Here is a 25572-nt window from a genome sequence, read left to right as displayed (position 1 = left end):
CCCGCACTCCCGGCGCTGCCGCAGCGAATCCGGCATTTACTGCGCCAGAACAGCTGATCGTGCCGCCCTCATCCGGCTCCGGGTTCGTCTTGCTTGCGGTATCCGTCCAAGACGTCCTGGCCGGTTCAGCCGTCCGCGACCAGGCTGACCGCACGCGTCCAGCCGAGCGCGCCGGAGGCCACCGAGACCGTCTGAAGGTGATAGAGGTTCTCTCAAAACAGCCCCAATGCGGAACGTGGCCGGGCTCGTCTCCGTCTAAGCAGCATGATGAGACGAACCGTGGTCGTGCTCCTCGTCGCTGCGGCCGCCGCGACGCTCGGCGCATGCGGCAAAGCGGATAAGTCAGGCAAGATCGCCCAAGAGGGCGGCCTCTCGACGGCTCCGATCGTCCAGGGGGACACTCAGTCCATTTCTCCGGCGCGTCCGATCTCCGTCAGTCAGGGTGGACGTGTTTTGTCCGTCAAGGCGGTAGGGGGTGGCTGCCTGACTCCCCGTCTCTCTGCCCGGGAGGCGACTGGCACGGTGACCCTGACGGTCAAGGTCGTCACCCGAGAGAACTCAGGTCAGGCGTGCACCACCAACGCTGCACTTGTTCCGCTCAAGGTAACGTTGGCGCGGTCCCTGGGTGGGCGCAGGCTCATTGATGGATCCACGGGTCGGCCGATAATCGCCCCCGTGGTGACCCCCTCGAGCTCACCGTCACGCTGACAGCGCCCCCTGCTTCGCCCTTGAGCTCTAGGAGTCGTCGTAACGCCCCAGTTCAGGGGGGATGTTGGTCGATCTCAGCGCCAGACCCGCTCCACCTCCTCGAACGTTGCGTCGTAGGTGCCGGGTGGCAGAGCCGCGCGCAGAAAGGAGAGGTCGGAGGGCCGTAGTAGGCCGAACGACCTTGCGGGAAGCACTTGGATGAGTTCCGCCGCGCGAGCGGCCAGCCAATCGTCTAGGCCCAGGTCGGCGGCCGTCCGGAGGAGAGAGATGACGACGTCGGGGTGACGGGCCCCCAGGTCGGTGAGGTCGACATGGGTCAGAACCTCATTGAGGTGTTCGCCGGCCCGGTCGCCCGTGGGTAGGCCGGACAACTCCCAGCTGCTACTGGAACGGCCGGCTTGGGCCAGGAGCAGCAGGGCTCTCAGCGCGACGTCCCCTTCGTCGGTATGGCCGTGCCGGACGAGGGTCTCGTGCAGTTCGGTGAGCACGGAGGCCAGCTCTGGGACGTGCCGCCTGACAGCGGCGTACACACAGTCGACGAGGTTCTGCTGTGCCGTCGAGGTGAGGCGAACGCCACCCGAGACACACCGGTGCGCCTGGCGTAGTACGGACGCCAGAGCCGGGTCCGGCAACGCAGGTATGTCCTGCAGTAGTTGACGGCTCACGGCCTCCAGGTAGGAGTTCTCGTCGTCCGGCAGCGCCGCGACGGTGTCGAAGCACATGGCATACAGCTCGGCCAGCCTGTCCCGATTGTGAACCTGCTCGGTGAGCAGAGCGAGGAGCGACTGGGCCGCCGTCCGAGGGTGTCCCGCTCGGTCGGTCTGGTACACCAGCAGGCTGTTGGGCATTCGGCGCAACAGGGGGTACAGGGCGTGCAGGAGCAACTCGGCATGGCGCTCACCCAGGAAGGTGGTTTGCGTGAGCAAGTTCAGCGCCGGATCCGAGGAGGGGGCGAGCTGCTGCTCGATGGTCTGGACAGCTGGGGATGGGGGCATGTCGAGCATCCACCCGATGTCGTGGTCCGCAGACGGTGTCGTACCCGCCCTGATCCGCAGATCCTGTCGCCTGCCCCCAACCGCACCCGGGTCGGACTTCCAGCAGCGGTCGAGACCGATCGTGGTGGAGAAGAGATCCCACGACCCCTCGGACAACTGTGACCGCCACATCATCGCGTGCCGCCGCCACACGTCAGTCAGCTCGTCCGTCCCGAGGAACTGCGAGGCGTACACCTCGCCTGCCGCCACGACGCCGATCAGCAGCAGGTTGACCTCGTAGACCGCGTTCCGGTAGGTCCTGGTCACGCGCACCGGAACGTGCCCCGGGTCGGTACGGCGCTCAGGCTCCCACTCGGCCGTTCGGAACACTTCAGCGAGCAGACGTGGAAGTTTGACGTGCACCAGTTCCGTCGGCCAGACCGCGAGCATGTCCCGCAGGTTGTCCACCAGCTGCGCCCGGTCGGTGAGTGGGGCGAACGACAGCAGGGCGTACAACTGGCCGTCGTCCACGTCTTCGGAGTGGGACAACTGCCACAGAGCGCGCTCGATCAGTCGTGCCGCCAGGTGTTCGCTGAACGTCGCGTGCATGAACTCGTAGCTCCGTAGCCGCTGTTCGGTGACGACGGCCTGCGACTCGTGCACGAAGAAGAACCGCCCGAAGATCAGACCAGAAGCGGCGGACTCGACGCCCGCCCAAGCGTCGTCCAGCGCTTTGAGGTCTTGGTCGGCGTCCTTGCCGCTGAGGGCCTGCGCTCCGCGCTGGAACATGCCGAGCGCGATCACCGACAGACGGTGCAGTTCCTGGTCGACGGCGGCGGCTTGCTCGCCCGGTGGCAGGGGGCGTTCTTTGGCCACCTGGCGTCGGACGAACTCCTTGAGCAGCCGGTCGTACAGTTGGGTGCGGCTGATGCCCTCATCACCGGGCTGGTGCTGGTGCAAAGCGTTGCTCACGGCGTCATACAGCGCGAGCATGAGCAACAGAAGCGGCTGGGCCGCGAGCTCCTGGTGAGGCCGGAGAACCTCCGCTGTCAGCGGGCGCAGGCCACGCTGTTCGAGGTACGTCCCGTTCATGGTGTTCCAGATGGACAGCCAGCGCTCCATCTCGGGCGTCCCGAACGGCTCCAGGCGCAGGACCTGGCTGTTCGGGGTGAGTTCCGCACGGTCTGCCACCACGGTACGGCTCGTCACGATGACGATCAGCGGGCGACCCAGCTGTGCCTCACGCTCCTGGAACCGCTCGATGTCCCGCAGATAGCCCCACTGCCGCGCGTCGTCGAGCCGCTGTGCTCCCGCCTGGAGCAGCTCGTCGAACCCGTCGAGGAGAACGACCGGCAGCGCCCCGGGCTCCGCCTCGGACCAGTCCGGCCAGCTCATCGATCGTCCTGTGCTCTGGCGCAGGGCGTGTTCCAGCTGGGTCTGTACGTCCACCTCAGCCGGTATGTGCCGCAGCTCCACCCGCAGGGGACGGAATTCGTTGGCCGGCAGCCGGGACGTCAGCAGTTTGGTGAGCAGTGACTTGCCCGCGCCGGGGTGACCCAGCACCACGAGGGGTGCCAGCAGGGCGGACAGGCTGAGGAGATGAGCGGCAAGGAAGCGTTCGATCGCTTCGTGCGACGGCTGCTGCTCCCACCATTTGTCCGAGGCGATTCCGTCGGGTGATCTCAGGAACGGCCCAGCCAGCTGGAAGCGCGTGCTGACATACCCGTCTGCCAGACTCGGCACCTGCAAGCCGGGCGCCTCGAGCGAGGCGATCGGCCCACGCAACGGGACACCGCCGGCAGCCGGGCGCGCGCCCCGGCCCGCGAAGTGCGTGAGGGTCGCCCCGAGATCGGCCAGGCCGGTTCCGGCCTGACCGTCGGCCTCTTCGTCCAAGCCCGCGCAGGGCAGACCGGCCGTCAGGGCGAACTCGGGACAGGACGCTGCCAGAGGGGTGGCGAGTTCCAGGAAATGGGCGTTGATCCTTTGCACCATGTCGGCGGTGACGTCACTGTCCTTGGGGTCCGCCAGCGGAGACATGAACGCCGGGTCAGCTCTCCCGCCGAGCCATGGGTAGTGGTGAGCCGGGTACGCCCCGTTCGCCAAGTTCTGGATCAACTTGGGCACTTTCACAGGTTTCGGCCCGCATTTCACCACCGCCACTGCCACCAACACCACGCGTGCGGCTTGGAGCAGGACGCTGCGGTCGACACCGTGCGCGGCCCGCACACGCTGGGGGAAGCCTTCCAACAGTTCGTCGGGGATTCCGGGCGAGTCCCGCTCTCCGAACAACGGACCGAGCAGAAGGTCCGCATGGTCCGTCAGCTCCGGCCGACTGCCGGCCAGCCGGAACACGGCCTCGTCGAGGCCCATGTCCACACAGTCGGCCACGCCGAGTCCCCGCGCTGTGGCTGAAGGCGGCGAGGGCGGAGCGGGAGGAGGCGGGTACGACCGCCGAGCAGCCGCGGGCGCAGTCTCCACCGTCCGCTCCAGCTCAGCGTGCCGGATCTTCCACCAGCATTCGTCCAGACTCATACCCGGCGGTGGCGGTGCCTTGGCACCGTACCGCCGGGCGCACAGGCTGACGATTCGTTGTACGACGTCCCAGTCCGGCGTCTTCTTCCGCTCTCCGCCCAGCAGCCCCGAGACCGAGGCGGGGCTCAGGCCCAGCTCGGACGCGATCTCCGTCTGCGGCACACGGGACTTCTCCACGAGCCGCCGGAGCTCGATCCAGAAGTCCGCGACGGGACCCGTCGGTGGTGCGACCAACTGCCCACCCCTTCAGCATGCTTCAGCCAATACCTCCGAAGCGTACGGTCCGACATGCGCCGTCCGTCACGAGTTCGGCGAGATTCGGGTTCCGGCCCCAAACGGGTCATGGGGCACGAGTCTCGTTTCCGCAAGCAGCCGACCGTCGCTGCCGTCGGTCCCGGAGGAAGCGCCATGTTGCTGCATCCGCTTCACTTGCCCGTTCTGCTCGCAGCTCTGGTCCTTGCGGGGTTCTGCGGGCTCACCGGCTGCCGACGCCTGCACCGTCGCTACGAGCGCAAGGCGGGCATCGGACGTGGTTCTGCCTGGTCCGGCCGGTGCCCGGGCCGCGCGTCACAGTGTGAGCTGGGGGTGGTAGAGGTCCAACCAGGTGTGCAGATCGAGGAACTTTTCCAGGAGTGCGCGGTGTGCCTGTGGGCGGGGATGATGTGCGGGGTCGGTGTGGGCCGCCTGGTGCGCGGCAGATCTGTCGATCAGGGCGAAGACGTGGTGTCCGGGTGTGCCGAGTGCCTCGCGTACCTGGTTCTGGAGGCTGTGGATATAGCGGACGTCTCGTGTCATGGGGTAGGGGCTCTTGACGCGCCGGGTGACGGCGGTCGGGATCACGGCGGTTGCGGCGGCGCGCAGGACCGACTTCTCCCTGCTGTCCGCGACGTGCTGTGACCAGGGGATGTTGTAGGCGTATTCGACGATGCGGTGGTCGCAGAACGGCACGCGCACCTCGAGTCCCACGGCCATGCTGAGCCGGTCCTTGCGTTCCAGCATGCCGGGCAGGCTGCGCGTCAGATGCAGGTAGAGCAGTTGGCGTGAGCGGCGCTGGAGGCCGCTCTCACCGTCGAGCAGTGGGGTTTCGGCCACGGCGTCGTGGTAGCGCTGGGCGGCGTATCCGGGGATGTCGAGGGCGGCGGAGAGGTCTTTGGGCAGGAAGGCGCGCTCTTGGCGGGTGTGCCCGAGGGTTGCGGCCAGCCACGGGAATGCGGGTGCTTGTCGCAGGTTGGGATCGTGGAACCACCAGTAGCCGCCGAACATCTCGTCGGCGCCTTCGCCCGACAGCGCGACCGTGGAGTGGTCGCGTATGGCGGTGAAAAGCTGCAGCAGGGAGTGGTCCATGTCACCGCGTCCGACGGGCAGGTCACGGGCCCGGATCGCGGCGCGGCGTATGGCGGGGTCGGCGAGACGGCCGGCGTCCAGGACCAGGTTGGTGTGGTCGGCGCCCAGATGGTCGACGACTGCCTGCACATAGGGGGCGTCGGGGCTGACGTTGTGCCCGTCGGGGGTGAAGTGGTCGGCGTGGCCGACGAAGTCCACCGAGAACGACCGCAGGCGCCGGCCCTGTGCGGTGAGGTGCTGGGCGGCGTATCCGGCGATGGCACTGGAGTCGAGGCCGCCGGACAGCAGCAGGCAACGGGGGACGTCGGCGACGAGTTGCTCGTGCACCGACTGCTGGAGCAGGTCGTGGGTGCGCTCGGCGGTGGCTGCCGGGTCGTCGGAGTGGGGGCGGGCGCTCAGCTGCCAGTAGACGCGTTCCCGCAGTCCGCTGCGGTCGCAGGTGGCCAGGGACCCCGCGCGCAGTTCCCGCATGCCGTGCCATATCGCGTGTCCGGGCGTCTTGACGCCGAGCAGGATCTCCCGCATGCCGTCCTGGTCGACGCGGGGAGCGACGGCGGGGTGGGCGAGGATGGCTTTCGGCTCGGAGCCGAACAGGACGCCGTCGGGCGTCGGATAGTAGTAGAGCGGTTTGATGCCGAGGCGGTCGCGGACGAGGAGCAGCTGTTCGCTGCGGCCGTCCCAGACCGCGAACGCGTACATGCCGGTGAGGTGGTCGACGAGCTGTTCGCCCCACTCCAGATAGGCGTTGAGGACCACTTCGGTGTCGCTGGCGGTGCGGAAGGTGTGGCCGCGAGCAGTCAGCCGGCGGCGCAGGGCGGCGAAGTTGTAGGCCTCACCGCTGTAGGTCAGGACGACGGGGCCCGCGGGGGTTGTCGCGGTCATCGGCTGTGTGCCGCCGTCGAGGTCGATGACGGCCAGGCGCCGGTGGCCGAGGCCGGCGTGCCGGGAGGTCCACACTCCGGATGCGTCGGGGCCGCGGTTGGCGAGGGTCTGCGTCATCGCGTCGATGCTCGCCTGCTGGTGGGTGAGATCGGCGTTGTACGCGATCCAGCCGGTGATGCCGCACATGGTGTGGCTCCTTCGGTGAGGGGTGTGGTCGGCGCCCGCCGGCCTTGGACGGTGGCGGTTCAGTCCATGTAGATGTGGTCGCCGCGGACGGTGGTGCCGTCGTCGGTGGGCTGGGCCGGGTCCGAGCCCAGGGAGGTGATCCTGTTGTCGGCGTCCACGTGGACGATCTTCGGGACCAGGCCGGCGGCGTCGGAGTCCCAGATCTGGGCGTAGGAGATGATGATGACCAGGTCACCGACGTTCATCAGGCGGGCGGCAGCGCCGTTCATACCGACGACGCCCGAACCGCGGGGGCCCTCGATGAGGTAGGTGGACAGCCGGTTTCCGTTGTTGATGTCGACGATGTCGACCTTCTCGCCGGGCAGCATGCCGGCGGCGTCCATCAGATCGGCGTCGAGGGTCAGGGAGCCGACGTAGTGCAGGTCGGCCTGGGTGATGGTGGCGCGGTGAACCTTGGACTTGAACATGGTGCGGTAGTACATGGCTGATGGCCTTTCTTGCGGAGCCCGCGGCGGGCTGGTGATGGATGGGGGTCGGCCGTGGCGGGGAGGTGCGGCCCCGGCCTGTGGGGTCACAGCTGCACGGCCTTGGTCTCCAGGAACTCCTCCAGGCCCGCGCGGCCCCCTTCGCGGCCGTTGCCGGACTGCTTGTAACCACCGAAGGGTGCGTTGGGATCGAAGGGCGCGTCGTTGATCTGGACCTGCCCGGCCCGGATGCGGCGGGCTGTGGCGAGGGCCGCTTCCCGGTCGGCGGACCATACCGCCGCGGCCAGGCCGTAGCGTGTGTCGTTGGCGATGTGCACGGCCTCGTCGGTGCTGTCGTAGGCTTCGAGGGCGAGGACGGGCCCGAAGACCTCCTCGTGGTGCACCCCCATCCGGCTGGTGACCTGTGAGAGCACGGTCGGCCGAAGGAAGAAGCCCTCCTTCATGTCGTCCGGTGGTGTCGTGCCCCCGGTGATGAGGGTCGCGCCGTCATCGAGCGCGCCGGCGATGTGTGCCCGCACCCGGTCGCGCAGTGCCGAGCTGGCCAGGGGACCCAGCCGGGTCTCCTCGTGCATGGGGTCCGCGGGCTGCCAGCCCCGTGCGGTCTCGTGGGCCAGTTCCTCCGCGTCGGCGAGCAAGGTGCGGGGGACGATCAGTCGGGTGAGTGCGGAGCAGGTCTGGCCGTTGTTGACGAAGGCCGCGGCCATGACGTGCGGGACCACCTGGGCGGGGTCGGCGTCGGGGAGCATCACGGCGGGGCTCTTGCCGCCGAGTTCCAGGGTGACTTTCTTGACCGTCTCGGCGGCCAGGGCGCTGACGCGGCGGCCGGCGCGAGTGGAGCCGGTGAAGGAGACGGCGTCCACGCCGGGGTGGGCGGCGAGTGCTTCGCCGACGACGGGCCCGGTTCCGCTGACCAGGTTGAAGACTCCCGGCGGCAGCCCTGCCGAGTCGATGATCCGGGCCAGTTCCCACACGCTGAGGGGTGCTGTCTCACTCGGTTTGAGGATGACGGTGTTGCCGGCGGCCAGGGCGTAGGCGACCTTGGCGGCCGCTTGGTGCAGGGGGAAGTTCCACGGTGTGATCGCTGCGACGACTCCGTAGGGTTCCCGCACGATCAGCGAGGGGCCCTCAAGGCGTTCGAAGTCGTAGGCGAGTGCCGTCTGCGCGGCGTGGGCGAAGCTGTTGACGGGCAAGGTGACCTGGGCCCGGCGGGAGAAGGCCAGGGGAGAACCGACGTCGCGGGTGACCAACTCGGCCAGTGCACCGCCGTGTCGGGCCAGTCCCGCGGCGATGGCGCGCAGGTACTCGGCGCGCTCGGCCGGCGGTGTCCGCGACCAGGGTTCGCAGGCCGCGCGGGCCGCGCGGACCGCGGCGTCGACGTCTCTCGAGGTGCCCGCGGGGACATGCCCGATCGTCTTTTCGGTCGTCGGGTCGATGACCGTGAGGGTGTCCGCCCCGTCCGAAGTCGTCCAGGTGCCATTGAGGTAGATGTGGTCACAGCTGGGCACTTGATGCTCCTTCGGCGGGCCGGTGCGGGGTGCCGGACGGCTGGTAGTGGGTGCGCAGGGCGCGGCTGATGTCCTTGACGGCCTGCTGTGCGGCGGTCATGGCCGGAAGCAGGAAGAACACATGGAGGGCTCCGTCGTACCGCCGGGTCGTGGCGGTCACGCCGCTCACGCGCAGCCGCCGGCCGTATTCCTCCGCTTCGTCCCGCAGGGGGTCGCATTCCGCGGTGAGGATCAGTGCCGGCGGCAGATCGGTGTGGTCGGTGGCCAGCAAGGGCGCCGCGTAGGGATTCTCGGCCTCTGCGGGCGAGGGCAGGTACAGGTCCCAGAAGTGCGTCATGGCGGCCCGTGTGTTCAGGTGGCCCGTGGCGTACTGGCCGTAGGAGGCGAAGGGCGAGTCGTCCGCCGGCGCCAGGCTCGGGCAGATCAGGATCTGCAGGTCGATCGACGGCCCGCCGCGGTCGCGGGCCATCAGGCAGACCGCCGCGGCCAGATTGCCGCCCGCGCTCTCCCCGGCGACCACCAGCCGCCCGGCATCGGCCCCGAACTCCGCGGCCCGGCCGGCCAGGGCGCTGACGGCCGCGTAGGCGTCCTCCAGCGGGCCGGGGAACCGGGTCTCGGGGGACCGCCGGTATTCCACGCTGGCCACGACGGCGCCGGTGGCGTGGGCCAGCGACCGCAGGGGCCGGTCGAGCAGTTCGATGTCCCCGGCGATCCACCCCCCGCCGTGCAGGAACACCACCAGCGGCCGGGGGCCGCCATGCGCGGCCGGCTGGTAGACCCGGATCGGCAGGAGACCGGCGGGCCCGGGCACATAGGTATCGATCACGGACTCGACGGACTGCGCCGGGCCTTGTGCCTGCCGTAGGCCGCTCATCACCTCGCGGATGGTGGGCACGCTCACCTGGCTGAGTTCGGGCATGCCTGTCTCGGCCAGACGGTCGAGGAAGGCTGCGGACTGCGGGTGCAACGACACGGGAACTCCTTTCACGGGCTCTCAGCGGGTGCGCCGCACCACGGGGATTCGCGGCGTGGCGCGCGGCAATGGCTCCGCAGGTGACGGCAGGCCGGCTGGGACCGGCTGGTAGTGCGCGAGCTTCACCCGGCGGGTACGACGGCGGTACTCGGCGGTCTGGCCGGGCCAGTTGGTGGTGACCTGTCCATGGGGGCCGCGGTACCAGTTGCGGCAGGTGGACCACACCGTCCGCCGTGTGCGGTGCCGCATCTCGGCGGCGAACGCCCGCGCCACGCAGGGCCGTACCTCCAGGTGCCGGCGCTGTCCGGAAGCGAGGATCCGTACGGCGTCGAGGATGTAGCGGATCTGGCTTTCGACCATGTAAGTGACCGAGCCGGCACCGATGTTGGTGTGCGGGCCGTACAGCAGGAACATGTTGGGAAAGGCGGGCACGGCCATGCCCAGGTAGGCGTGGGCGCCGTGCCGCCAGGCGTCCTGCAGGGTGCGGCCGCCGCGACCGGTGATGCGTACGTGGCTGAGGAAATCGGTCGCGGAGAAGCCGGTGGCGTAGATGATCGTGTCGGCCCGGTGTTCCCTGCCGTCCCCGGTGCGCACCCCGCTCCCGGTGATCCGGGTGATGGGCTCGGTGACCAGCTCGACGTGCGGCGCGTTGAACGCCGGGTAGTAGTCGCTGGAGATTCCGATCCGCTTGCACCCCGGCTCGTCCCGTGGGCGCAGCCGCTCCCGCAGCTGCGGGTCGTCCACCTGCTGGGCCAGTTGTGCGGAGCAGCCGTACGTGGTCAGGCGGCTGATCGGCCAGCGCCGGGTCAGGCCTGGTATGGACACCTCGTTGAACAGCCACCAGCCCCACCTGGCCGCCCTCGCGGCCAGTCGGCCCGCGATGCGATCGTGTCGGGGGTAGATGCGGTCCCAGCGCGGCACCACGTGGGGCGCGGATCGCTGAAAGACCGTCAGGTGGCTGGCCTGCCGGGCGATGTGCGGCACGATCTGGATGGCGCTGGCGCCCGTCCCGATGACGGCGACGCTGCGCCCGGTCAGGTCGTGGTCGTGGTTCCAGCGCGCGGAGTGGAAGGCGGAGCCGGTGAACTCCTCGGCCCCCGGGATGTCGGGGTAGCGCGGGCGGCTCAACTGCCCGCAGGCGGGAACGAGGACGTCCGCCTCGATGGTCTCGCCTGCCGTGGTGTGCAGCAGCCATCGTCCTTCCGGTTCGGCGAAGTCGGCGCGCACGATCTCGGTGCCGAGCCGCAGATGCGTGTCGAGCCGGTACTTGTCCGCGCAGCGGCGCAGGTAGGAAAGGATCTCCGGCTGGCCGGCGTACCGGCCGGGCCAGGCGTGCGGCTCGCGCGCGTAGGCGTACAGGTGGGCCGGTACGTCGCAGGCGGCCCCCGGGTAGGTGTTGTCCCGCCAGACCCCGCCGATGGCGTCGGCCTTCTCGACGATGGTGAACCGCTGGTGTCCGGCTCGCTTCAGGGCCATCCCCAGCCCCAGACCGCTGATCCCGGCCCCGATGATCACCACGTGCGGCGTGCGCCGGGGTGCCGGGTCGCACCCGGTGCGGCGGGTCACCGCGCGCTCTCCTTGCCCGCGGGAGGGATGTTGTGGTTGAAGCGCAGCACGTTGTCCGGGTCGTAGGCGGCCTTCACCCGGGCCAGCCGCGCCAGGCGCTCGCCGTCCCAGAAGGCGCGGACCCGGTCGGTCCGCTCGTCCTCGGACGTGGTGTTGAGGTAGGTGTTGCCCAGTCCGAAGGCCTGCAGGGCCGCACCGGCCTTCTTGACCCAGGTACGGCACCGGTCGGTGTCGGCGGTGTCCTCCCATTGGCCGATCACATGGATGAGCCAGCTGTCCTGACGGTGCGCGAACGCCGTGGCGTCCGGGGAGACCGCGGTGGCCGCGGTGTCGAAGGGGTGGACGTTGACGATGGAGATCGAGGACGGCAGGTCGGCGCCGATGGCGGCGACCGCGTTGATCTCCTTCTCCTGAAGCTGTGGGAGGAACTCACTCGTCCAGTAGTGGAGGTTGCCCGCCGGGCTGAAGGCGTCCAGCATCGACTGCACCGCCACGTACGACATCGGCTGCAGCCCGTCGAACAGCGGAGCGCCGAACTCGCGTAGCGGCTGTACGGTCTGCCACGCTTCCTCCATCGGGCCGAAGTAGCGCACGAACAGGTTGACCAGCGGCATGCCCCAGAACTCGCTCGGCACGAAGTCCGCTTCCGGGGCACGCATGAACAGGGCGTCCACGCTCAGGTGCGCCGGGCTCGTGGCGCTGAAGTCCCGGAGGAACTCGAGTACCTGTGGTGCCTGTTCGGCGGGGTGGGCGAGGAAGCCGGCGAGCATCGTGGGCCCGACCGGGTGGAGGCGGAACTCGAAGGAGGTGACCACGCCGAAGTTCCCGCCGCCGCCCCGCAACGCCCAGAACAGCTCCGGTCGGCTGTCCTCGCTGGCCGTCACCACCTCGCCGGCCACGGTGACCATGTCGGCCGACAGCAGGTTGTCACAGGTCAGGCCGTACTTGTGGAGCAGCATGCCGAGCCCGCCGTTGAGTGTGAGCCCGGCTATGCCGGTCTCGGACATCTGTCCGGTAGGTACGGCCAGCCCGTACACCTGTGTCTCGCGGTCGACATCGCCCAGCAGCGCCCCCGCCTGCACTCGGGCCGTGCGCCGCACGGGGTCGACGTGCACGCCGCGCATCAGGGACAGATCGATCACCATCCCGTCGTCGCAGGTGCCATGGCCGGCCACGCTGTGCCCGCCGCCACGGACAGCGATCGGCAGCCCTTCCTCACGGGCGAACCGGACCGCACCGATCACATCGGAGGTGCCCCGGCAGCGGGCGACGACGGCCGGCCGTTTGTCGATCATCGCGTTGTAGACACCCCGGGCGGCGTCATAGCCGGGATCGGCCGGACCCACCACTTCACCGAGCAGCATTCCGCGCAGGCGGTCGAGTGCATCGTTGTTCATGAAAATTCTCCACGGTCTCACGGTCGGGTTTCAGCTGGATGCGCGTGTCTGCTTCCTGCGCTCCTCGACGAAGCGCACGAACTGTTCGTGCATCTCGTCGGGGATGCTGGTCAGTGCGCCCCGGCCGGGATCCACGAAGGCGTGCACGGTGCGGGCCTCCGCGATGAGCCGCCGGCCAGGTTTGCGATAGATCTCGTAGTAGTACGTGAGAGTCCTGGGAACCGCGGCCCACGTCTTGATCACCAGTTCGTCGAGATACTTGGCCGCGTCGTGATAGCGGACCTGTAGATCCGTCGTCGCTATCTGGTATTTGCGGTAGTCGACACCGACGTCGAGCGCGAACTTCTCCCGGCCCAGGTCGAACCAGGGAATATAGCTCGCGTAGTAGGCATGCCCCTGCAGGTCGCACTCGCCCCACCGGACACGTGCGGACACCTCGACGCTCAGATCACGCATGATGTTCGGCGCAGACTGCACGAGACGTGGCATGACGGGACTCCTTGACGCTGTCGCACTGGGGGATGCCGGGAACACTAGAAATCGGCCGCAGCGCACGTCAATCAGGAACCCCGTATATGTCCTGCTCCTTTCACATGTTTCACCGAGCTCCTGGAATATTTCATCCGCACCGGAAATCAGAAAGATGTTTCCGGGCCGGATTGACAGCCTCCGGGGTGCGTCCTTAATTTCATGGCACCGAAGGCCGGGTGCCGGAATCGCGGTGACCCGAAAGGGAATCACTTTCTTTTTCTGCGGAGACCAGACATGCAGATTTCCCACATATACGGGTGTGCCCCGGCGCCGATCCATTCCGCGGGCGTGGACCTGCTGGACGGACGTCGCTGGGAGCGCGCGGTCAGCCGGTGCGGGGACGCTCTCTCGCTCAGGTACTTCACCGCTCACGAGCGGCGCGGTGCGCAGGCCGCCGCATCGCGTGGCTGCTGTGCCATCGAGGCCCTGGGCCAGATGTTCGGGGTGAAGGAGAGCGTCGTCAAAGCCGTCGGCGGGCTGCCGCCCGGTGGGCGCCTGGCGGACATCTGCGTGCGGCTGCCGGACGACGACTCCCTTGGTGCCCGATGGCCGGTGACTCTGCATGGTGCGTTGGCCGACTGGGCCCAAGCGCGCCAGGTCGAGGTCGAGGCCGGCGCCGTACCACTGGACGACGGCATGACACTCGCCTGGGCCACTGCGCAGGCGGCAGGGGCCACCCGGTGAGCGGGCCCGCGGTGTTCGTCTTTCCCGGGCAGGGCAGCCAGTTCCCCGGGATGGGGCACGAAGCGGTCCGGCTCGGCCCGCACGCCCGGCAACTGACCACCGCCGCCGAGGCCGTCACCGGGCTGCCGCTGACCGAACTGATGACCCGTGCCGACGCACGGCGCCTGGCCGAGCCCGAGGTCGCCCAGGTCGTGGTGCTCGTCTGGTCGCTGGCGGCCCTCGCCGGACTGCGACGGACAGGCTGGCGGCCGGCAGCGGTCGCCGGGCACAGCCTCGGCGAGTACACGGCGCTGGTGGCCTGCGGCAGCCTCGACCAGGAGGCGGCCCTGTCCTTGGTGACCTGCCGGGCCAGGGCCATGGCGAAGGCCGCGCGCCGCAACCCCGGAAGCATGGCCGCGATCGTCGGCCTGTCCGCCGAGACGGTGGCCGGCCTGTGCCAAGGCGCCTCCGGACGGGGGCAGTTGGCCGTCATCGCCAACTGGAACTCGCCCCGTCAGATCGTCGTGGCGGGCACCGTGGCCGCCGTCGATCAGGTCATCGAGGCGGCCGGCCGGGCCGGCGCGCTGCGGGCCCGGCGTCTGGCCGTCGGCGGGGCCTACCACACCCCCCTGATGGACGAGGCCCGCGACAGCCTTGCCACATCGTTGGCCGACGTGCCACTGGCCGCACCGCGCATCCCGTTCGTCTCCAGCGTCACCGCGGAACGCGTCACGGACATCGCGGCGTACCGCACACACCTTCTCGCGCAGGTCGTGCGCCCGGTCCGCTGGAGCGACACCGTACGGACCCTGTCGGGCCTGGGTGCCGAGACCTACGTCGAGGCCGGACCCGGCCGTGTGCTGAGCGGTCTGGGCCGGGAAATGGCCCGCACGGCACGCCATCTGACGGCCCGGGAGGCGCTGCGGACCACGCCGTGGGCCGCCGGGCACCGCACATCGCACCCGGTGGAAGCGGGCGGCGACGAACCTCGAGCGAAGGAACTGACGTGAGTGATCTCCAAGGGCGCGTTGCGCTGGTGACCGGGGCCACCAAAGGCATCGGCCTGGCCGTCGCGGCGGAGCTGGCCCGGGCCGGCGCCACCGTCGTGATGAACCACCGGGGCAAGCAGGAACAGGCCCGTGAAGCCTTGCAGACCGTGCGTGCCATCCGTCCGGACGCCCGGCTCGTGCAGGCCGACGTCGCCGACTCCGGTGATGTGGAGCGCATGTTCCGGCAGATCCGGGACGACCTGGGGCAGCTGGACTGCTTCGTCAACAACGCCGGGGTCACCTCGGACGGCTACGCCGTCATGATGGGCGAGGCCAAGTGGCGCACGGTGATCGACACCAATCTGACCGGTGCGTTCTTGTGCGCGCGGGCCGCCGGGCGGCTGATGGCCGCGCGGCGCAGCGGCTCGATCGTCACCGTCGGCTCGACAAGTGCCCTCAGCCCGCCGGCGGGTCAGGCCAACTACGCCGCCGCGAAAGCCGGCGGTCTGGCGCTGACCAAGGTGCTGGCCAAGGAACTCGGGTCTTACGGAGTCCGCGTGAACTCGGTGGTTCCCGGGTTCGTCGACACCGCGATGACCCGCCAGATGCCGGCCCAGCGGCTCGCGGACAACCTCCGGCACGTGCCTCTGGGGCGCATCGGGCAGCCCGAAGAGGTCGCCGGCGTCGTGCGGTTCCTGCTCAGTGACAGCGCCGCCTACGTCACCGGTGCCTGCGTCGTCGTCGACGGCGGACTGACCTGCTGACCTCGGCACACGCGGCCGGACGGGTCCGCCTGCCGACCGAACTCCACCCGACCCACCACCACACCACCCACTGATGAGGAGAACAGTCATGGTGATGACGCTTGACGAGGCCACCCGCCGGGCGGCCGCACGACAGGAACTGTGCTCGCAGGTCAAGCACCTGCTGGTCGACCGGCTCTCGCTGGAGGTCGATCCGGCGACGATCGGCGACGACCAGCCGCTGTTCGGCCGGGGCCTGGAACTGGACTCCATAGACACCCTTGAGCTGGCCATGGCGGTCGAGGACACCTTCGGGGTGACGATCACCGATGACGACACCCACAGCCTGCTGTCCCTGAACCGGCTGGTCGACCACATCGAAGGCGCCCGCTCATGACGGGCTGGCCCGCACTCCGACAGGACCGCGGTGTGCTGAGCGCCGACGAGATCGCCCGACTGCTGCCACACCGCTACCCGTTCTTCCTGCTGGACCGCGTCACCGCGCTCGAACCCGGCGTGAGCGCGGAAGCCATCAAGAACGTCACGGTCTCCGACGGTGTCCTGGCAGGACACTTCCCCGGCCGCATGCTCTATCCGGGTGTGCTGCTCGTCGAATGCGTCGCGCAGCTCGCCGCCGTGATCTACGGCAGTGCCGCCGCACAGGAGGCGACCGGGGAGCCGGTGGCGGACGTGGCGGACCGGGTGGGCTACCTCGCTGAGATCCGCCAGGCGAAGTTCATGAAGCCGGTCCACCCCGGAGACCAGGTCACGTTCCGCGCCCACAGCGGCCCCCGCCTCGGGGGCCTGATCTCCGTCACCGGACAGGCCTCGGTCGGCCGTGAACCGGTGATGACCGCACGCCTGGCCGTCACCGAACTGCACGAGGGCTGACAGCTCCGTCCCCGCCCTCATCTCCCCGCCTGCGTCCGCGAACACCAGGCCATGCGCCTGGAGTCCGCCGGCCCCAGCACCCGTACGGCGCGGTGCACCGTGCACCGTCCGAGCCGACTGTTCGATGGAAGGAAACACCCATGAAGGCCACATGCACCACCCTCGCCGAGGAGTACACGGCCCTGCGGCAGGCCACCGGGCTGATCCACTACGAGGGCGCCGGCCTGGTCAAGGTGACCGGACTTGCCGCCGCTGCCTACCTCGGCCGGGTCGGCACCCGCAGCGTCGACTTCCTGCTGGAGGGACAGAGCACCTCCAGTCTGCTGCTGCGCGAGGACGGCACCGTCATCGCCGAGGTCCTCATCCACTGCCTCGGCGGCGACTACCTGGTGGAGATCTGGCCCGCCCAGGCGGACTCCGCGACAGCGCACCTGCTGGCCATGGCCGACGACAGCAAGGACCTACAGGTCGAGGACGTCAGCGCACAGCACGCGGTCGTCGCCCTCGAAGGTCCGGCCTCCTTCAAGATCGCCCAGAAGTACCTCGACTTCCCCGTGGCATCCCTCGCCTACCGCAGCAGTACCACCACCGAATGGAACGGCACCGCGGTGACGCTCTCCCGTACGGGTCTCACCGGCGAGTACGGCTACAAGTTCATCGTCCCCGCCCAGGTCGCCGACGCGCTGTGCGCGGAGCTGCGGGACCTGGGAGCCGTCCCGTGCGGTCGAGACGCGCTGGACGTGTGCCGCATGGAAGTGCGCTTCGCCAACCTCGAGCAGGAGAACACCGGTGACCCGGTCACCCCGTTCGACGTCGGACTGCAGTGGATGGTCGATACCGGAGCGGACTTCGTCGGCCGGGCGGCGCTCGAACAGCTGCGGGACGACGAGGCCCGCCGGGCCCCGGTGTGCTGGGTGGCCGACGCCGACTGCGCCGCCGTCCCGGCCTCCGGAACCGCGATCGCGGTCAGCGACGCCGAGGTCGGTGCCGTCACGCACGCCGTGTGGTCTCCCTCCCTGGAGCGCTACATCGGCACCGCCCGCGTCGCCCCTGCCGTGGCCGCCTCCGGGCAGGTCTTCCGCCTCGCTGGCAGCGAGGTCGCGGTGCGTACCGTCTCGGCCCCGTTCCTGACCGCCACCAGCCTCGATGTGCCGCTCGACTGAGGCCGGCAGCGCACCTAGGCCTCCCTCCCACCACGCATCGCTGCCACAGCAGTGAAGGAGTCATCATGAGCCCCAGCAAACGACGCGAAGAGAGCGTCGCCGTCACCGGAGTCGGCATCAGTTGCGCACTGGGCAACGGTGCGCAGCAGGTCTGGCGGGCCATCCGCGACGGCGCCAGCGGCATCGGCAAGACCCAGCGGCTGGACGTCTCCACGCTCAGCTGTCAGTACTCCGGCGAAGTGACATCCCTGCCCCCGACCGACCACAGGCTCCCCGGACGGCAGGACCGCGCCACCCGGCTGGCGCTCGCCGCGGCGGACGAGGCGCTCGAAGCCGCGCGGCTGCCGCTGAACGAGTACGACCCCTACCGGGCGGGTGTGGCCGTCGGTACCAGCGTGGGCGGCCTCGACCAGGGAGAGCGGTTCCACTGGGACATCCTGGAACACGGATCCGACGCCGGCAGCCGGGCCCTGCTCACGAACTACCCGCTGTACACCTCAGCCGATGCGCTGAGCGTCGCCCTGCAGCTCAAAGGGCCGAAGGTGGTGATCTCCAACGCCTGCGCGGCCGGCTCCAACTCCATCGGATACGCCGTCGACACCATCCGCGAGGGCCGCGCCGACATCATGATCGCCGGTGGTGTCGACATCCTCGACATCCTCTCCCTCGCCGGCTTCGACAGCCTCAACGCCCTGGACCCCGAGCCATGCGCGCCCTACTCCCGCAGCAGTGGCCTCAACCTCGGCGAGGGAGCGGCTTTTCTGATCCTGGAGGCGGAGTCGCTCGCCCGCCGCCGCCAGGCCCCCATCCTCAGCTATGTGCTGGGCTACGCACTGACCAGCGACGCCTACCACGCCACCGCTCCGGATCCGGCGGGCAACGGCGCGTCGCGGGCGATGAGGCGCGGCCTGGCGCAGGCGGCGCTGAGCACCGACCAGGTGGACTACATCAACGGTCACGGCACCGGCACACCGACCAATGACAAAGCCGAGACCAAGGCCGTCGCCGACCTGTTCGCCGACTCGCCTCATGTGCCCATGAGCAGCACCAAGTCGCAGGTGGGCCACATGCTCGGCGCGGCCGGCGCCATGGAGGCGGCCACGAGTGTCCTGGCCCTGCGGGACGGGGTGCTGCCCCCCACCGTGAACGTCGGTCCGGACGCACGCCCACCCCGCGACATCGTGGCCAACCACTCCCGGCCCGGTGATCTCGACGTCGTCGTCTCCAACTCGTTCGCCTTCGGCGGCAACAACTGCGCCCTCGTGCTCGGCCGCACGCCGACCCCGCCCGCACCCGCTCCCGACCACCGCGTGGTGATCACCGGTGCCGGGCCCGTCACCGCCCTCGGCAGCGGACGGCAGACGCTGATCGACGCCCTGCGGCAGGGCACCAGCGCGATCGGCCCCGCCCGCCTGAACGACCTGGCGCTGTCCCGTACCCGGCGCGCCGCCGAAATAGACAGTGCCGACTGCCGCCGCCACGTCGACCCGGCCTACGCACGCCGCCTGGACCAGATCGGCCTGCTCACGCTCGCCGCCAGCCGGATCGCCCTCACCGACGCGGGCCTGCGCATCACCAGAGCCAACTCCGAACGCGTCGGCATGGTCTTCGGCACCTTCAGCGGCCCGATGCAGACCGTGGCGCAACTCAGCGAAACCATCGGCACCTTGGGCCCGCACCGGGTCACCCCCCGGCTGTTCCCCAACTCGGTGATGAACGCCGCCGCCGGGCACGCCTGCCTCGCCCTGCAGATCCGCGGTCCGCTGTCCACCCTGGCCACCGGCTGCGTCTCAGGCCTGACCGCCCTGGCCTACGCATCCGACCTCGTGCGCCGCGGCGAGGCCGACGCCATGCTCGCCGTCAGCGCCGACGAGCTCACCCCCCTGCTGCACTGCGGTTTCGACCGCATGGGCCTGCTGTCCGACGACACCATCCGGCCCTACAGCGCCACCGCCGGCGGCACCGTACTGGGCGCGGGCAGCACCGCCTTGGTCGTCGAGTCCCTGGAGCACGCCCGAGCCCGGGGTGCCACCATCCTCGCGGAGATCAAGGGCCACGCCCTCACCTCGGACGCCTACCGCGTCGCCGGCAACGATCCGAGCGGCCAGGCCTGGGCGGAGAGCTTCCGCCGTGCCCTGGACGACGCCGGCCTGACCCCGGCGGAGATCACCGCCGTCTACGGCGACGCCCGCGGCACCGCGGCCATCGACCGGGCCGAGTCCCACGCCGTCGCCGAGGTGTGGCAGCCCGGAACCGTCCAGGTGAGCAACATCAGTCCGTTCGTCGGGCACGTCCACAGCACGACAGCACTGATGTCGGCGGTCTGCGCCACCGAGACCGTGCGCAGCGGCTGGAGCCCGGACATCTCCGGCCTGACCGACCCGGCCGACACCGTCGCCCCGTACCTGAAGCCCTCGGCCCCCGGGGGCGCGGGCCCCTGCCTGATCACCGCGGCGAACTGGGGAGGAACCTACGCCTCCCTCGTCCTCGCGCCCTTCCCCCAGGAACAGCACCCGCACCACGCAAGGCAGGCAGCATGACGGACCTCCCGCGCCGCGAGCCCGCCGCGCGCACGCAGCCGCCGGGCCCGGCCGACCGGCCGCTCGACCGGTGGACCGACTGGCTCACCCTGAACGAGATCCTTCCCCTCCTCCTCGCGCCTTTCTCCCACCAGCCCGCGACACCGGAAGGGAGGGCCGGCTGATGCGCACGACGCCCTGGGCCCTGGCGCTCACCACCCCCCATGACTGCCCGCCGCCGGCAGACCCGTGCTGGGACACCTGGCTCACTCCGGAAGAGATCGCCTACAGCCGCGGCTTCCAACGCGCCGGGGAACACCTGGCCGCGCGCAGGGCCGCCAAAGAGGCCGCCGCGCATCTCCTGGGCTGGCCGGCCGCACACGCCCCGTGGCAGGAGATGGCGGTACACCGCCGGCCGGGCAGCCCGCCCACCCTTGCCCTGCGCGGACACGCCGCGGCCAGACGAAGCGAGCTCGCCGTCCCGTGCCCCGGCATCTCCTTGAGCCATGCGCGCGGCTACACCGCGGCATTCGCCTGGCTGCCGGGGGGCCGGCCATGACGGGCACCGGGACCGGCCTGGTGACGGGCACCGGGACGGGCCTGGTGGCCCTCGTCACCGGAGCGCTCGGCGGCATCGGCGAGGCCATCACCGCCCACTTCCTCGACCAGGGGATGGGAGTGCTGGTCACCGACCTGGACGAACGGGCATGCCACCAGGCCGCCAGCCGCCTCAACGACGGCAGCCGACCGGGCCGCGCGCTGGGCTGCGCCCTGGATGTGACCGACGCGGCAGCGTGGGAACGGGCGACCCGGCTGGCCAGGCGCCGCTTCGGGCACCTCGACATCCTGGTCAACAACGCAGGGGCGCTCGGCCACAACCCCCTGGAAGGCGTCGGCGAGAGCGAGTGGTCGCGGGTGGTCGAGGTGTGCCAGCGCGGCACCTTCCTCGGCATGAAGGCCGCCGCCCCCTGCCTGCGGTCCGCCGGCGGCGGAGCGATCGTCAACATCGCCTCCGTCTATGGGCTCGTCGGCTCCGGAACCTCCTTCGCCTATCACGCCGCCAAGGGCGCCGTACGGGCCATGACCACCGCCGCAGCCGTCGAACTCGCGCCCGCCGGCATCCGCGTCAACGCCGTCTGTCCCGGCATGGTCGACACGCCCATGACCGCCGCCGCCCCCGGTGACGCCATTTCCCAGGCCGTGCAGGCCACACCCCTGCGCAGACCTGCCCGCCCCGGCGAGGTCGCCGCCGCGGTGGGCTTCCTCGCCTCGCCCGCGGCCTCGTACATCACCGGAGCCGAACTGCTCGTCGACGGCGGCTACACCGCCCGCTGAGTCCGCCCCGGCAACACTCCGCCCAGAAGGAAGTGAACCATGGGCCAGCCCTTCATCAGCCCCGCCCGGCCGTGGCCGGTCCTGGCCGTCCTGTGCACCGGGCTCTTCATGATCGTCCTGGACACCACGATGGTCAACGCCGCCGTCCCTGTCATGCTCGGAACGCTCCACGCCGACCTCGGACAGGCGCTCTGGGTCGTCAACGCCTACGTACTGGCCTGCGCCGCGTTCCTGCTCACCGCCGGGCGGCTCGGGGACCGTTTCGGCCCGAAGCGGATGTACCTCACCGGCCTCGTGGTCTTCACCGTCTCCTCCGGGCTGTGCGCAGCGGCCGGCAGCGCCGGGCAGCTGATCGCTCTGCGTGCGGCCCAGGGCATCGGAGCGGCTCTGCTGACGCCGCAGACCAGCGCGTTCATCGTCGTGCTCTTCCCGGCCGAACGCCGCGGGAGCGCTTTCGGCGTGTGGAGCGGTGTGATCGGACTGTCCGCGGTGGCCGGGCCACTCGCCGGTGGCGCACTCATCGCGGCAGCCGGCTGGAGGTGGATCTTCCTCGTCAACGTTCCATTGGGATGCGTCGCCCTCGCCCTGGCCGCGGCGTTCGTGCCCGATCACCGGCCCGGCATCCGCCACCGATGGGACGTGGCCGGAACACTCCTGACCACCGCTGGACTGGCCGCGCTCTCCTACGGGCTGCTGCAGTGGGGGCAACCCGCGACGGGCCCGCTGACCGGGCCCCACGCCTGCGAGGCCGCGCTCACCGTCGGCGTGGTGCTGCTGGCAGCCCTGGTCGCACAGCAGTGGGCCACCGGCGGGGAGCCGCTGATACCGCACGCCCTGTACCGACAGCGCAGCTTCGTACGTGCGGCCCTCATCGGCGCGGGCCTCTACTTCGCTGTCGTCGGCACGGCGCTGCCCCTCCTGCTCTTCCTGCAGTCCGTGCTGGGCAACACCCCGCTCGCCGCCGCCGTCGTCACCACCCCCTCCGCACTGGCCGTCGGGGGCGTGGCCGTCGTCAGCGGCCGGCTCAGCGGCGAAGCGCGCGCCGTCCCGCTGCTGGCCGGCGGCCTCTTCACCTATGCCGTGGGCCTCGCTCTGATCGCGTCCACGGCACACCCGGGCATGAATCCGTGGCACCTGCTGCCCGCGATGCTCGTTACGGACGCGGGCATCGGCTGCGCCCTGGGCCCGCTCGCCAAGATCGCGCTCAGCGGTGTCGCACCGGAGACCGCCGCCGGCGCCTCCGGAGCGCTCAACACCGCTCGTCAGGTGGGCGGCGTCCTCGGCGGCGTCACGGTCGGGACGCTGCTGCGGGCACGGCTGGCGGCCGCGTTGCACACACACGCCGACACCGCCGCGCTCCAACTGCCCCCGGCCCTGCGGAGGATGTTCACCGACACGCTGACCGGGCTGTCCGCTGACCGCATCACGCGCCCATCGGTCCCGGCCGGCCTGGATCCGGCGCACGCCGCGCGGTTCCGCGCCCTCGCCGACGGTGTCTTCCAGCACAGCTTCGTCGATGCGCTGCGTACCGCCCTGCTGCTGCCCATGGGCGTCCTGCTGCTGTGCGGCCTGCTGTGCCGGGGCCTTGGCGCCGCACCGGAAGACACGCGCCGAGCGGCCCAACGGCGCGCCCGCCACGCCCGGCAGCGCGGGCGGCACGCCGCGCTCCGCCGTGGACGGCTCGCCCCAGCCGCGCCGGCCCGCTCCCGGCACTCCTCACCCTCAGCCCCGCCGCCGGACCGGACCCGTCGGGCCGCCCGGCCCGACCACCCACACATAGGCCCCCCGCCACCAGGGGTGACAAGCCCTGCGGCGCACTTCGAAAAAAGCAGGAAGCACCGGACACACGGAGGAGAAACCAGCATCCTTCGACGCCTGGGAACGTTCGCTGTCCGCAACGCACGCGCCGTCCTGGTCGCGGCAGGCCTGGCCACACTGGTTGCCGGGGCCGTCGGCGGCGGTGTCTTCGGGCATCTCAAAGCCGGTGGCTTCCAGGATCCCGGATCCAGCTCCAGCAAGGCCGCCGCGGCCGTGGCCAAGGACTTCGGCGGCAGCACCAACCTCGTGCTGCTCGTACAGCCGCCGGAGGGCACCGTCGACTCACCCGCCGCCCGCGCCGCCGGGCGCGCCCTGACCGACCAACTCTCCAACAGCCCCGGAGTCCGGGACGTTGCCTCCTACTGGCGCACACCCGTCAAGACCCTCAAGGCCGGCGACGGGCGTTCCGCGCTGATCCTCCTGCGGCTGACGGGGGACACCCAGCACGCCACCGAGAGGGCCACCGTCCTCATCACCCGATACACCGCTGACAAGGCCGCCCCGGGCGGGCTGAGGGTGCGTGCGGGCGGACCGCTGGGCACCAGCCATGACATCACCACCCAGGTGGCCAAGGATCTCGCGGTGGCCGAGGGCGTCGCGGTGCCCCTCACCCTGGCGCTGCTCGTCGTCGTCTTCCGTGGCATCGTGTCCGCCCTGATCCCGCTCGCCGTCGCGGGCAGCGCCATCCTCGTCACCTTCGCCGAACTGCGCCTGGTGACGAGCTTCACGGACGTGTCGGTCTTCGCCCTCAACCTGACCACCGCGCTGGGGCTCGGACTCGCCATCGACTACGGACTGCTACTGATCAGCCGGTTCCGCGAACAGGTCGCGGCCGGAGCCGGGACCGAGCAGGCCATCACGCACACTGTGGCCACCGCCGGCCGCACTGTCCTGTTCTCCGCGGCCACCGTGACCGCCGCCCTCGCCACGCTGCTGCTGTTCCCGCTGTACTTCCTGCGGTCCTTCGCCTACGCGGGCATCGCAGTCGTCACCACCGCGGCCCTCGCCGCTCTCCTGGTCATCCCGGCCCTGCTGGCCGTGACCGGCCACCGCGTCGCCCGCCACGCCACCCCGTCCACCGCCGGGCAGGGCCGCAAGGTCTGCGTGGGCGGCAGCCGCCGGTGGCACGCCATCGCCCGCACCGTCGTACGCCACCCGGTCATGACCGCCGTCCCCGCCGCGGCCGTGCTGCTGCTGTGCGCCACCCCGATGCTGAACGCGCACTACGGCATGCCCGACGAACGTGTCCTGCCCACTTCCTCCCCCAGCAGGACGGTCGCGACCTCCGTACGGGCCGACTTTCCCCCCGCCACGAGCGCAGGAACGATCGACGTCGTCCTCCGGCACGCCCCACGGCAGCCCGTGGTCGCCCACTACGCCCGCACCGTGTCGGAACTGCCCGGCGTGGAGTCCGTCCTCACCGACAGTGCCACGGCATCGCCCGGCCGGCGGGCCCCTGCCACGCCGGCGCCGCCACCGGCGGACGGGCTCCAGCACCTGACGGTGCGCACCGCCTACGCACCGGACTCGCCGGCGGCCCAGCACCTGGTCGCGCGGATACGCTCCCTGACGGCCCCCGGCCACAGCACGGTGCTCGTCGGTGGGGCGAGTGCCGAACAGATCGACGCCAAGCACGCCATCGGACAGCGCCTGCCGCTCGTCCTCGCGCTGATCGCCGCCAGCACCTTCCTCCTCCTCTTCCTGTTCACCGGAAGCCTCGTACAGCCCCTTCGCGCCCTCGTCCTGAACGCTTCGGGGCTCGGCGCGATCCTCGGCCTGCTCACCTGGATCTTCCAGCAAGGGCACCTGTCCACGGTGCTGGGCTTCACCGCCATGCCGATGGACACCGCCATGACCCTGCTGATGTGCTGCCTCATCTTCGGCCTGTCCACCGACTACGAGGTCTTCGTCCTCAGCCGCGTCAAGGAACTCCACGACCGCGGCCTGCCGGCCACCGAGGCCGTTCCGCAAGGACTCTCCCGAAGCGGGGCCATCGTCTCCGCCGCCGCGGCGCTCCTGGCCATCAGCCTGCTCGCCTTCACCACCAGCTCGGTCAGCTTCATGCAGATGTTCGGCCTGGGCAGCGGACTGGCCATCCTCGTCGACGCGACCATCATCCGCGGCATCCTTCTGCCCGCGAGCCTCGGGCTTCTGGGGGAGCGCGCCTGGTACGCGCCCCGCTGGCTGCGCCGGATCCACCAGCGCATCGGTCTGGCCGACACCCCATCGAGCGAACCGGCCGCCGACCAGACCCGCCATCCACTTCGTGAGAAGGTCCCCCGCACCACTACACCGGAATCAAACGATGTGTTTCATTTTGTCGTACCCCACCCGCGTCGGGGCTGGGAATGACACAGCACACAGCGTG

At 70.3% G+C, this 25572-nt stretch carries 19 protein-coding genes; 11 read left to right on the top strand and 8 right to left on the bottom strand.

What is annotated here, in order from left to right:
- Positions 1 to 782 precede the first annotated feature (782 nt).
- The 8 genes from ABZ624_RS33170 to ABZ624_RS33135 all read right to left on the bottom strand — a co-directional run bounded on the left by ABZ624_RS33170 (position 783) and on the right by ABZ624_RS33135 (position 13041).
- Positions 783 to 4448 carry a hypothetical protein gene (locus ABZ624_RS33170; protein WP_360097446.1) on the bottom strand — a complete coding sequence of 1222 codons (3666 nt, stop codon included), beginning with the start codon at positions 4446 to 4448 and terminating at the stop codon, positions 783 to 785.
- 333 nt (positions 4449 to 4781) lie between these two features.
- The gene (gene asnB, locus ABZ624_RS33165; RefSeq protein ID WP_360097443.1) at positions 4782 to 6626 is read right to left on the bottom strand and encodes an asparagine synthase (glutamine-hydrolyzing); all 1845 of its coding nucleotides are present in this window, start codon (positions 6624 to 6626) and stop codon (positions 4782 to 4784) included.
- Between the two features lie 59 nt (positions 6627 to 6685).
- Entirely contained in the window at positions 6686 to 7108 is a 423-nt protein-coding gene (gene panD, locus ABZ624_RS33160; RefSeq protein WP_360097440.1) for an aspartate 1-decarboxylase, read from the bottom strand.
- Between the two features lie 89 nt (positions 7109 to 7197).
- On the bottom strand, positions 7198 to 8616 hold the full coding sequence (locus ABZ624_RS33155) for an aldehyde dehydrogenase family protein (RefSeq protein ID WP_360097437.1): 1419 nt from the start codon (positions 8614 to 8616) through the stop codon (positions 7198 to 7200).
- Positions 8603 to 9589 carry an alpha/beta hydrolase gene (locus ABZ624_RS33150; protein WP_360097434.1) on the bottom strand — a complete coding sequence of 329 codons (987 nt, stop codon included), beginning with the start codon at positions 9587 to 9589 and terminating at the stop codon, positions 8603 to 8605. The genes ABZ624_RS33155 and ABZ624_RS33150 overlap by 14 nt, the downstream gene beginning before the upstream one ends.
- Before the next feature lie 21 nt (positions 9590 to 9610).
- On the bottom strand, positions 9611 to 11155 hold the full coding sequence (locus ABZ624_RS33145) for an NAD(P)/FAD-dependent oxidoreductase (RefSeq protein WP_360097431.1): 1545 nt from the start codon (positions 11153 to 11155) through the stop codon (positions 9611 to 9613).
- Positions 11152 to 12552: an FAD-binding oxidoreductase gene (locus ABZ624_RS33140; RefSeq protein ID WP_360097428.1), complete on the bottom strand. Its 1401-nt coding sequence runs from the start codon at positions 12550 to 12552 to the stop codon at positions 11152 to 11154. The genes ABZ624_RS33145 and ABZ624_RS33140 overlap by 4 nt, the downstream gene beginning before the upstream one ends.
- A gap of 30 nt (positions 12553 to 12582) precedes the next feature.
- Positions 12583 to 13041, bottom strand: a complete 459-nt coding sequence (locus ABZ624_RS33135) for a thioesterase family protein (RefSeq protein ID WP_360097425.1) — start codon at positions 13039 to 13041, stop codon at positions 12583 to 12585.
- Between the two features lie 276 nt (positions 13042 to 13317).
- On the opposite strand from ABZ624_RS33135, the gene ABZ624_RS33130 reads away from it, so the two are divergent.
- The 11 genes from ABZ624_RS33130 to ABZ624_RS33080 all read left to right on the top strand — a co-directional run bounded on the left by ABZ624_RS33130 (position 13318) and on the right by ABZ624_RS33080 (position 25556).
- Positions 13318 to 13767 carry a hypothetical protein gene (locus tag ABZ624_RS33130; protein ID WP_360097422.1) on the top strand — a complete coding sequence of 150 codons (450 nt, stop codon included), beginning with the start codon at positions 13318 to 13320 and terminating at the stop codon, positions 13765 to 13767.
- Entirely contained in the window at positions 13764 to 14756 is a 993-nt protein-coding gene (locus ABZ624_RS33125; protein WP_360097419.1) for an ACP S-malonyltransferase, read from the top strand. Before ABZ624_RS33130 ends, ABZ624_RS33125 begins: the two co-directional genes overlap by 4 nt.
- A complete protein-coding gene (fabG, locus tag ABZ624_RS33120) occupies positions 14753 to 15499 on the top strand; it encodes a 3-oxoacyl-ACP reductase FabG (RefSeq protein ID WP_360097416.1) in 747 nt (248 codons plus the stop codon). Before ABZ624_RS33125 ends, fabG begins: the two co-directional genes overlap by 4 nt.
- A gap of 88 nt (positions 15500 to 15587) precedes the next feature.
- Entirely contained in the window at positions 15588 to 15875 is a 288-nt protein-coding gene (locus tag ABZ624_RS33115; RefSeq protein WP_360097413.1) for a phosphopantetheine-binding protein, read from the top strand.
- Positions 15872 to 16369 carry a 3-hydroxyacyl-ACP dehydratase FabZ gene (gene fabZ / locus ABZ624_RS33110; protein ID WP_360097410.1) on the top strand — a complete coding sequence of 166 codons (498 nt, stop codon included), beginning with the start codon at positions 15872 to 15874 and terminating at the stop codon, positions 16367 to 16369. Before ABZ624_RS33115 ends, fabZ begins: the two co-directional genes overlap by 4 nt.
- Positions 16370 to 16509: 140 nt before the next feature.
- Positions 16510 to 17532 carry a glycine cleavage T C-terminal barrel domain-containing protein gene (locus tag ABZ624_RS33105; RefSeq protein WP_360097407.1) on the top strand — a complete coding sequence of 341 codons (1023 nt, stop codon included), beginning with the start codon at positions 16510 to 16512 and terminating at the stop codon, positions 17530 to 17532.
- A 65-nt stretch (positions 17533 to 17597) separates the two neighbouring features.
- Positions 17598 to 20072 carry a beta-ketoacyl-[acyl-carrier-protein] synthase family protein gene (locus tag ABZ624_RS33100; RefSeq protein ID WP_360097404.1) on the top strand — a complete coding sequence of 825 codons (2475 nt, stop codon included), beginning with the start codon at positions 17598 to 17600 and terminating at the stop codon, positions 20070 to 20072.
- Positions 20069 to 20236 (top strand): hypothetical protein, encoded by a 168-nt coding sequence (locus ABZ624_RS33095; protein WP_360097401.1) that lies wholly within the window; start codon positions 20069 to 20071, stop codon positions 20234 to 20236. Before ABZ624_RS33100 ends, ABZ624_RS33095 begins: the two co-directional genes overlap by 4 nt.
- Positions 20236 to 20610, top strand: coding sequence for a hypothetical protein (locus tag ABZ624_RS33090; RefSeq protein WP_360097398.1), 375 nt, complete (start codon positions 20236 to 20238; stop codon positions 20608 to 20610). Before ABZ624_RS33095 ends, ABZ624_RS33090 begins: the two co-directional genes overlap by 1 nt.
- Positions 20607 to 21386, top strand: a complete 780-nt coding sequence (locus ABZ624_RS33085; RefSeq protein WP_360097395.1) for an SDR family NAD(P)-dependent oxidoreductase — start codon at positions 20607 to 20609, stop codon at positions 21384 to 21386. The genes ABZ624_RS33090 and ABZ624_RS33085 overlap by 4 nt, the downstream gene beginning before the upstream one ends.
- Positions 21387 to 21425: 39 nt before the next feature.
- On the top strand, positions 21426 to 25556 hold the full coding sequence (locus ABZ624_RS33080) for a DHA2 family efflux MFS transporter permease subunit (RefSeq protein WP_360097392.1): 4131 nt from the start codon (positions 21426 to 21428) through the stop codon (positions 25554 to 25556).
- Positions 25557 to 25572 lie beyond the last annotated feature (16 nt).

The sequence above is a fragment of the Streptomyces sp. NPDC007205 genome (assembly GCF_040634095.1).
Taxonomy (GTDB): Bacteria; Actinomycetota; Actinomycetes; order Streptomycetales; family Streptomycetaceae; genus Streptomyces.
This window is presented reverse-complemented; position numbering and strand designations above follow the sequence as displayed.

Bases quoted from the DNA above. Each gene is read 5' to 3' on its own strand.
- asnB (WP_360097443.1), bottom strand. From the start codon at position 6,626: ATGTGCGGCATCACCGGCTGGATCGCGTACAACGCCGATCTCACCCAC.
- panD (WP_360097440.1), bottom strand. From the start codon at position 7,108: ATGTACTACCGCACCATGTTCAAGTCCAAGGTTCACCGCGCCACCATC.
- ABZ624_RS33140 (WP_360097428.1), bottom strand. From the start codon at position 12,552: ATGAACAACGATGCACTCGACCGCCTGCGCGGAATGCTGCTCGGTGAA.
- ABZ624_RS33135 (WP_360097425.1), bottom strand. From the start codon at position 13,041: ATGCCACGTCTCGTGCAGTCTGCGCCGAACATCATGCGTGATCTGAGC.
- ABZ624_RS33130 (WP_360097422.1), top strand. From the start codon at position 13,318: ATGCAGATTTCCCACATATACGGGTGTGCCCCGGCGCCGATCCATTCC.
- ABZ624_RS33115 (WP_360097413.1), top strand. From the start codon at position 15,588: ATGGTGATGACGCTTGACGAGGCCACCCGCCGGGCGGCCGCACGACAG.
- fabZ (WP_360097410.1), top strand. From the start codon at position 15,872: ATGACGGGCTGGCCCGCACTCCGACAGGACCGCGGTGTGCTGAGCGCC.
- ABZ624_RS33105 (WP_360097407.1), top strand. From the start codon at position 16,510: ATGAAGGCCACATGCACCACCCTCGCCGAGGAGTACACGGCCCTGCGG.
- ABZ624_RS33100 (WP_360097404.1), top strand. From the start codon at position 17,598: ATGAGCCCCAGCAAACGACGCGAAGAGAGCGTCGCCGTCACCGGAGTC.
- ABZ624_RS33095 (WP_360097401.1), top strand. From the start codon at position 20,069: ATGACGGACCTCCCGCGCCGCGAGCCCGCCGCGCGCACGCAGCCGCCG.
- ABZ624_RS33090 (WP_360097398.1), top strand. From the start codon at position 20,236: ATGCGCACGACGCCCTGGGCCCTGGCGCTCACCACCCCCCATGACTGC.
- ABZ624_RS33085 (WP_360097395.1), top strand. From the start codon at position 20,607: ATGACGGGCACCGGGACCGGCCTGGTGACGGGCACCGGGACGGGCCTG.
- ABZ624_RS33080 (WP_360097392.1), top strand. From the start codon at position 21,426: ATGGGCCAGCCCTTCATCAGCCCCGCCCGGCCGTGGCCGGTCCTGGCC.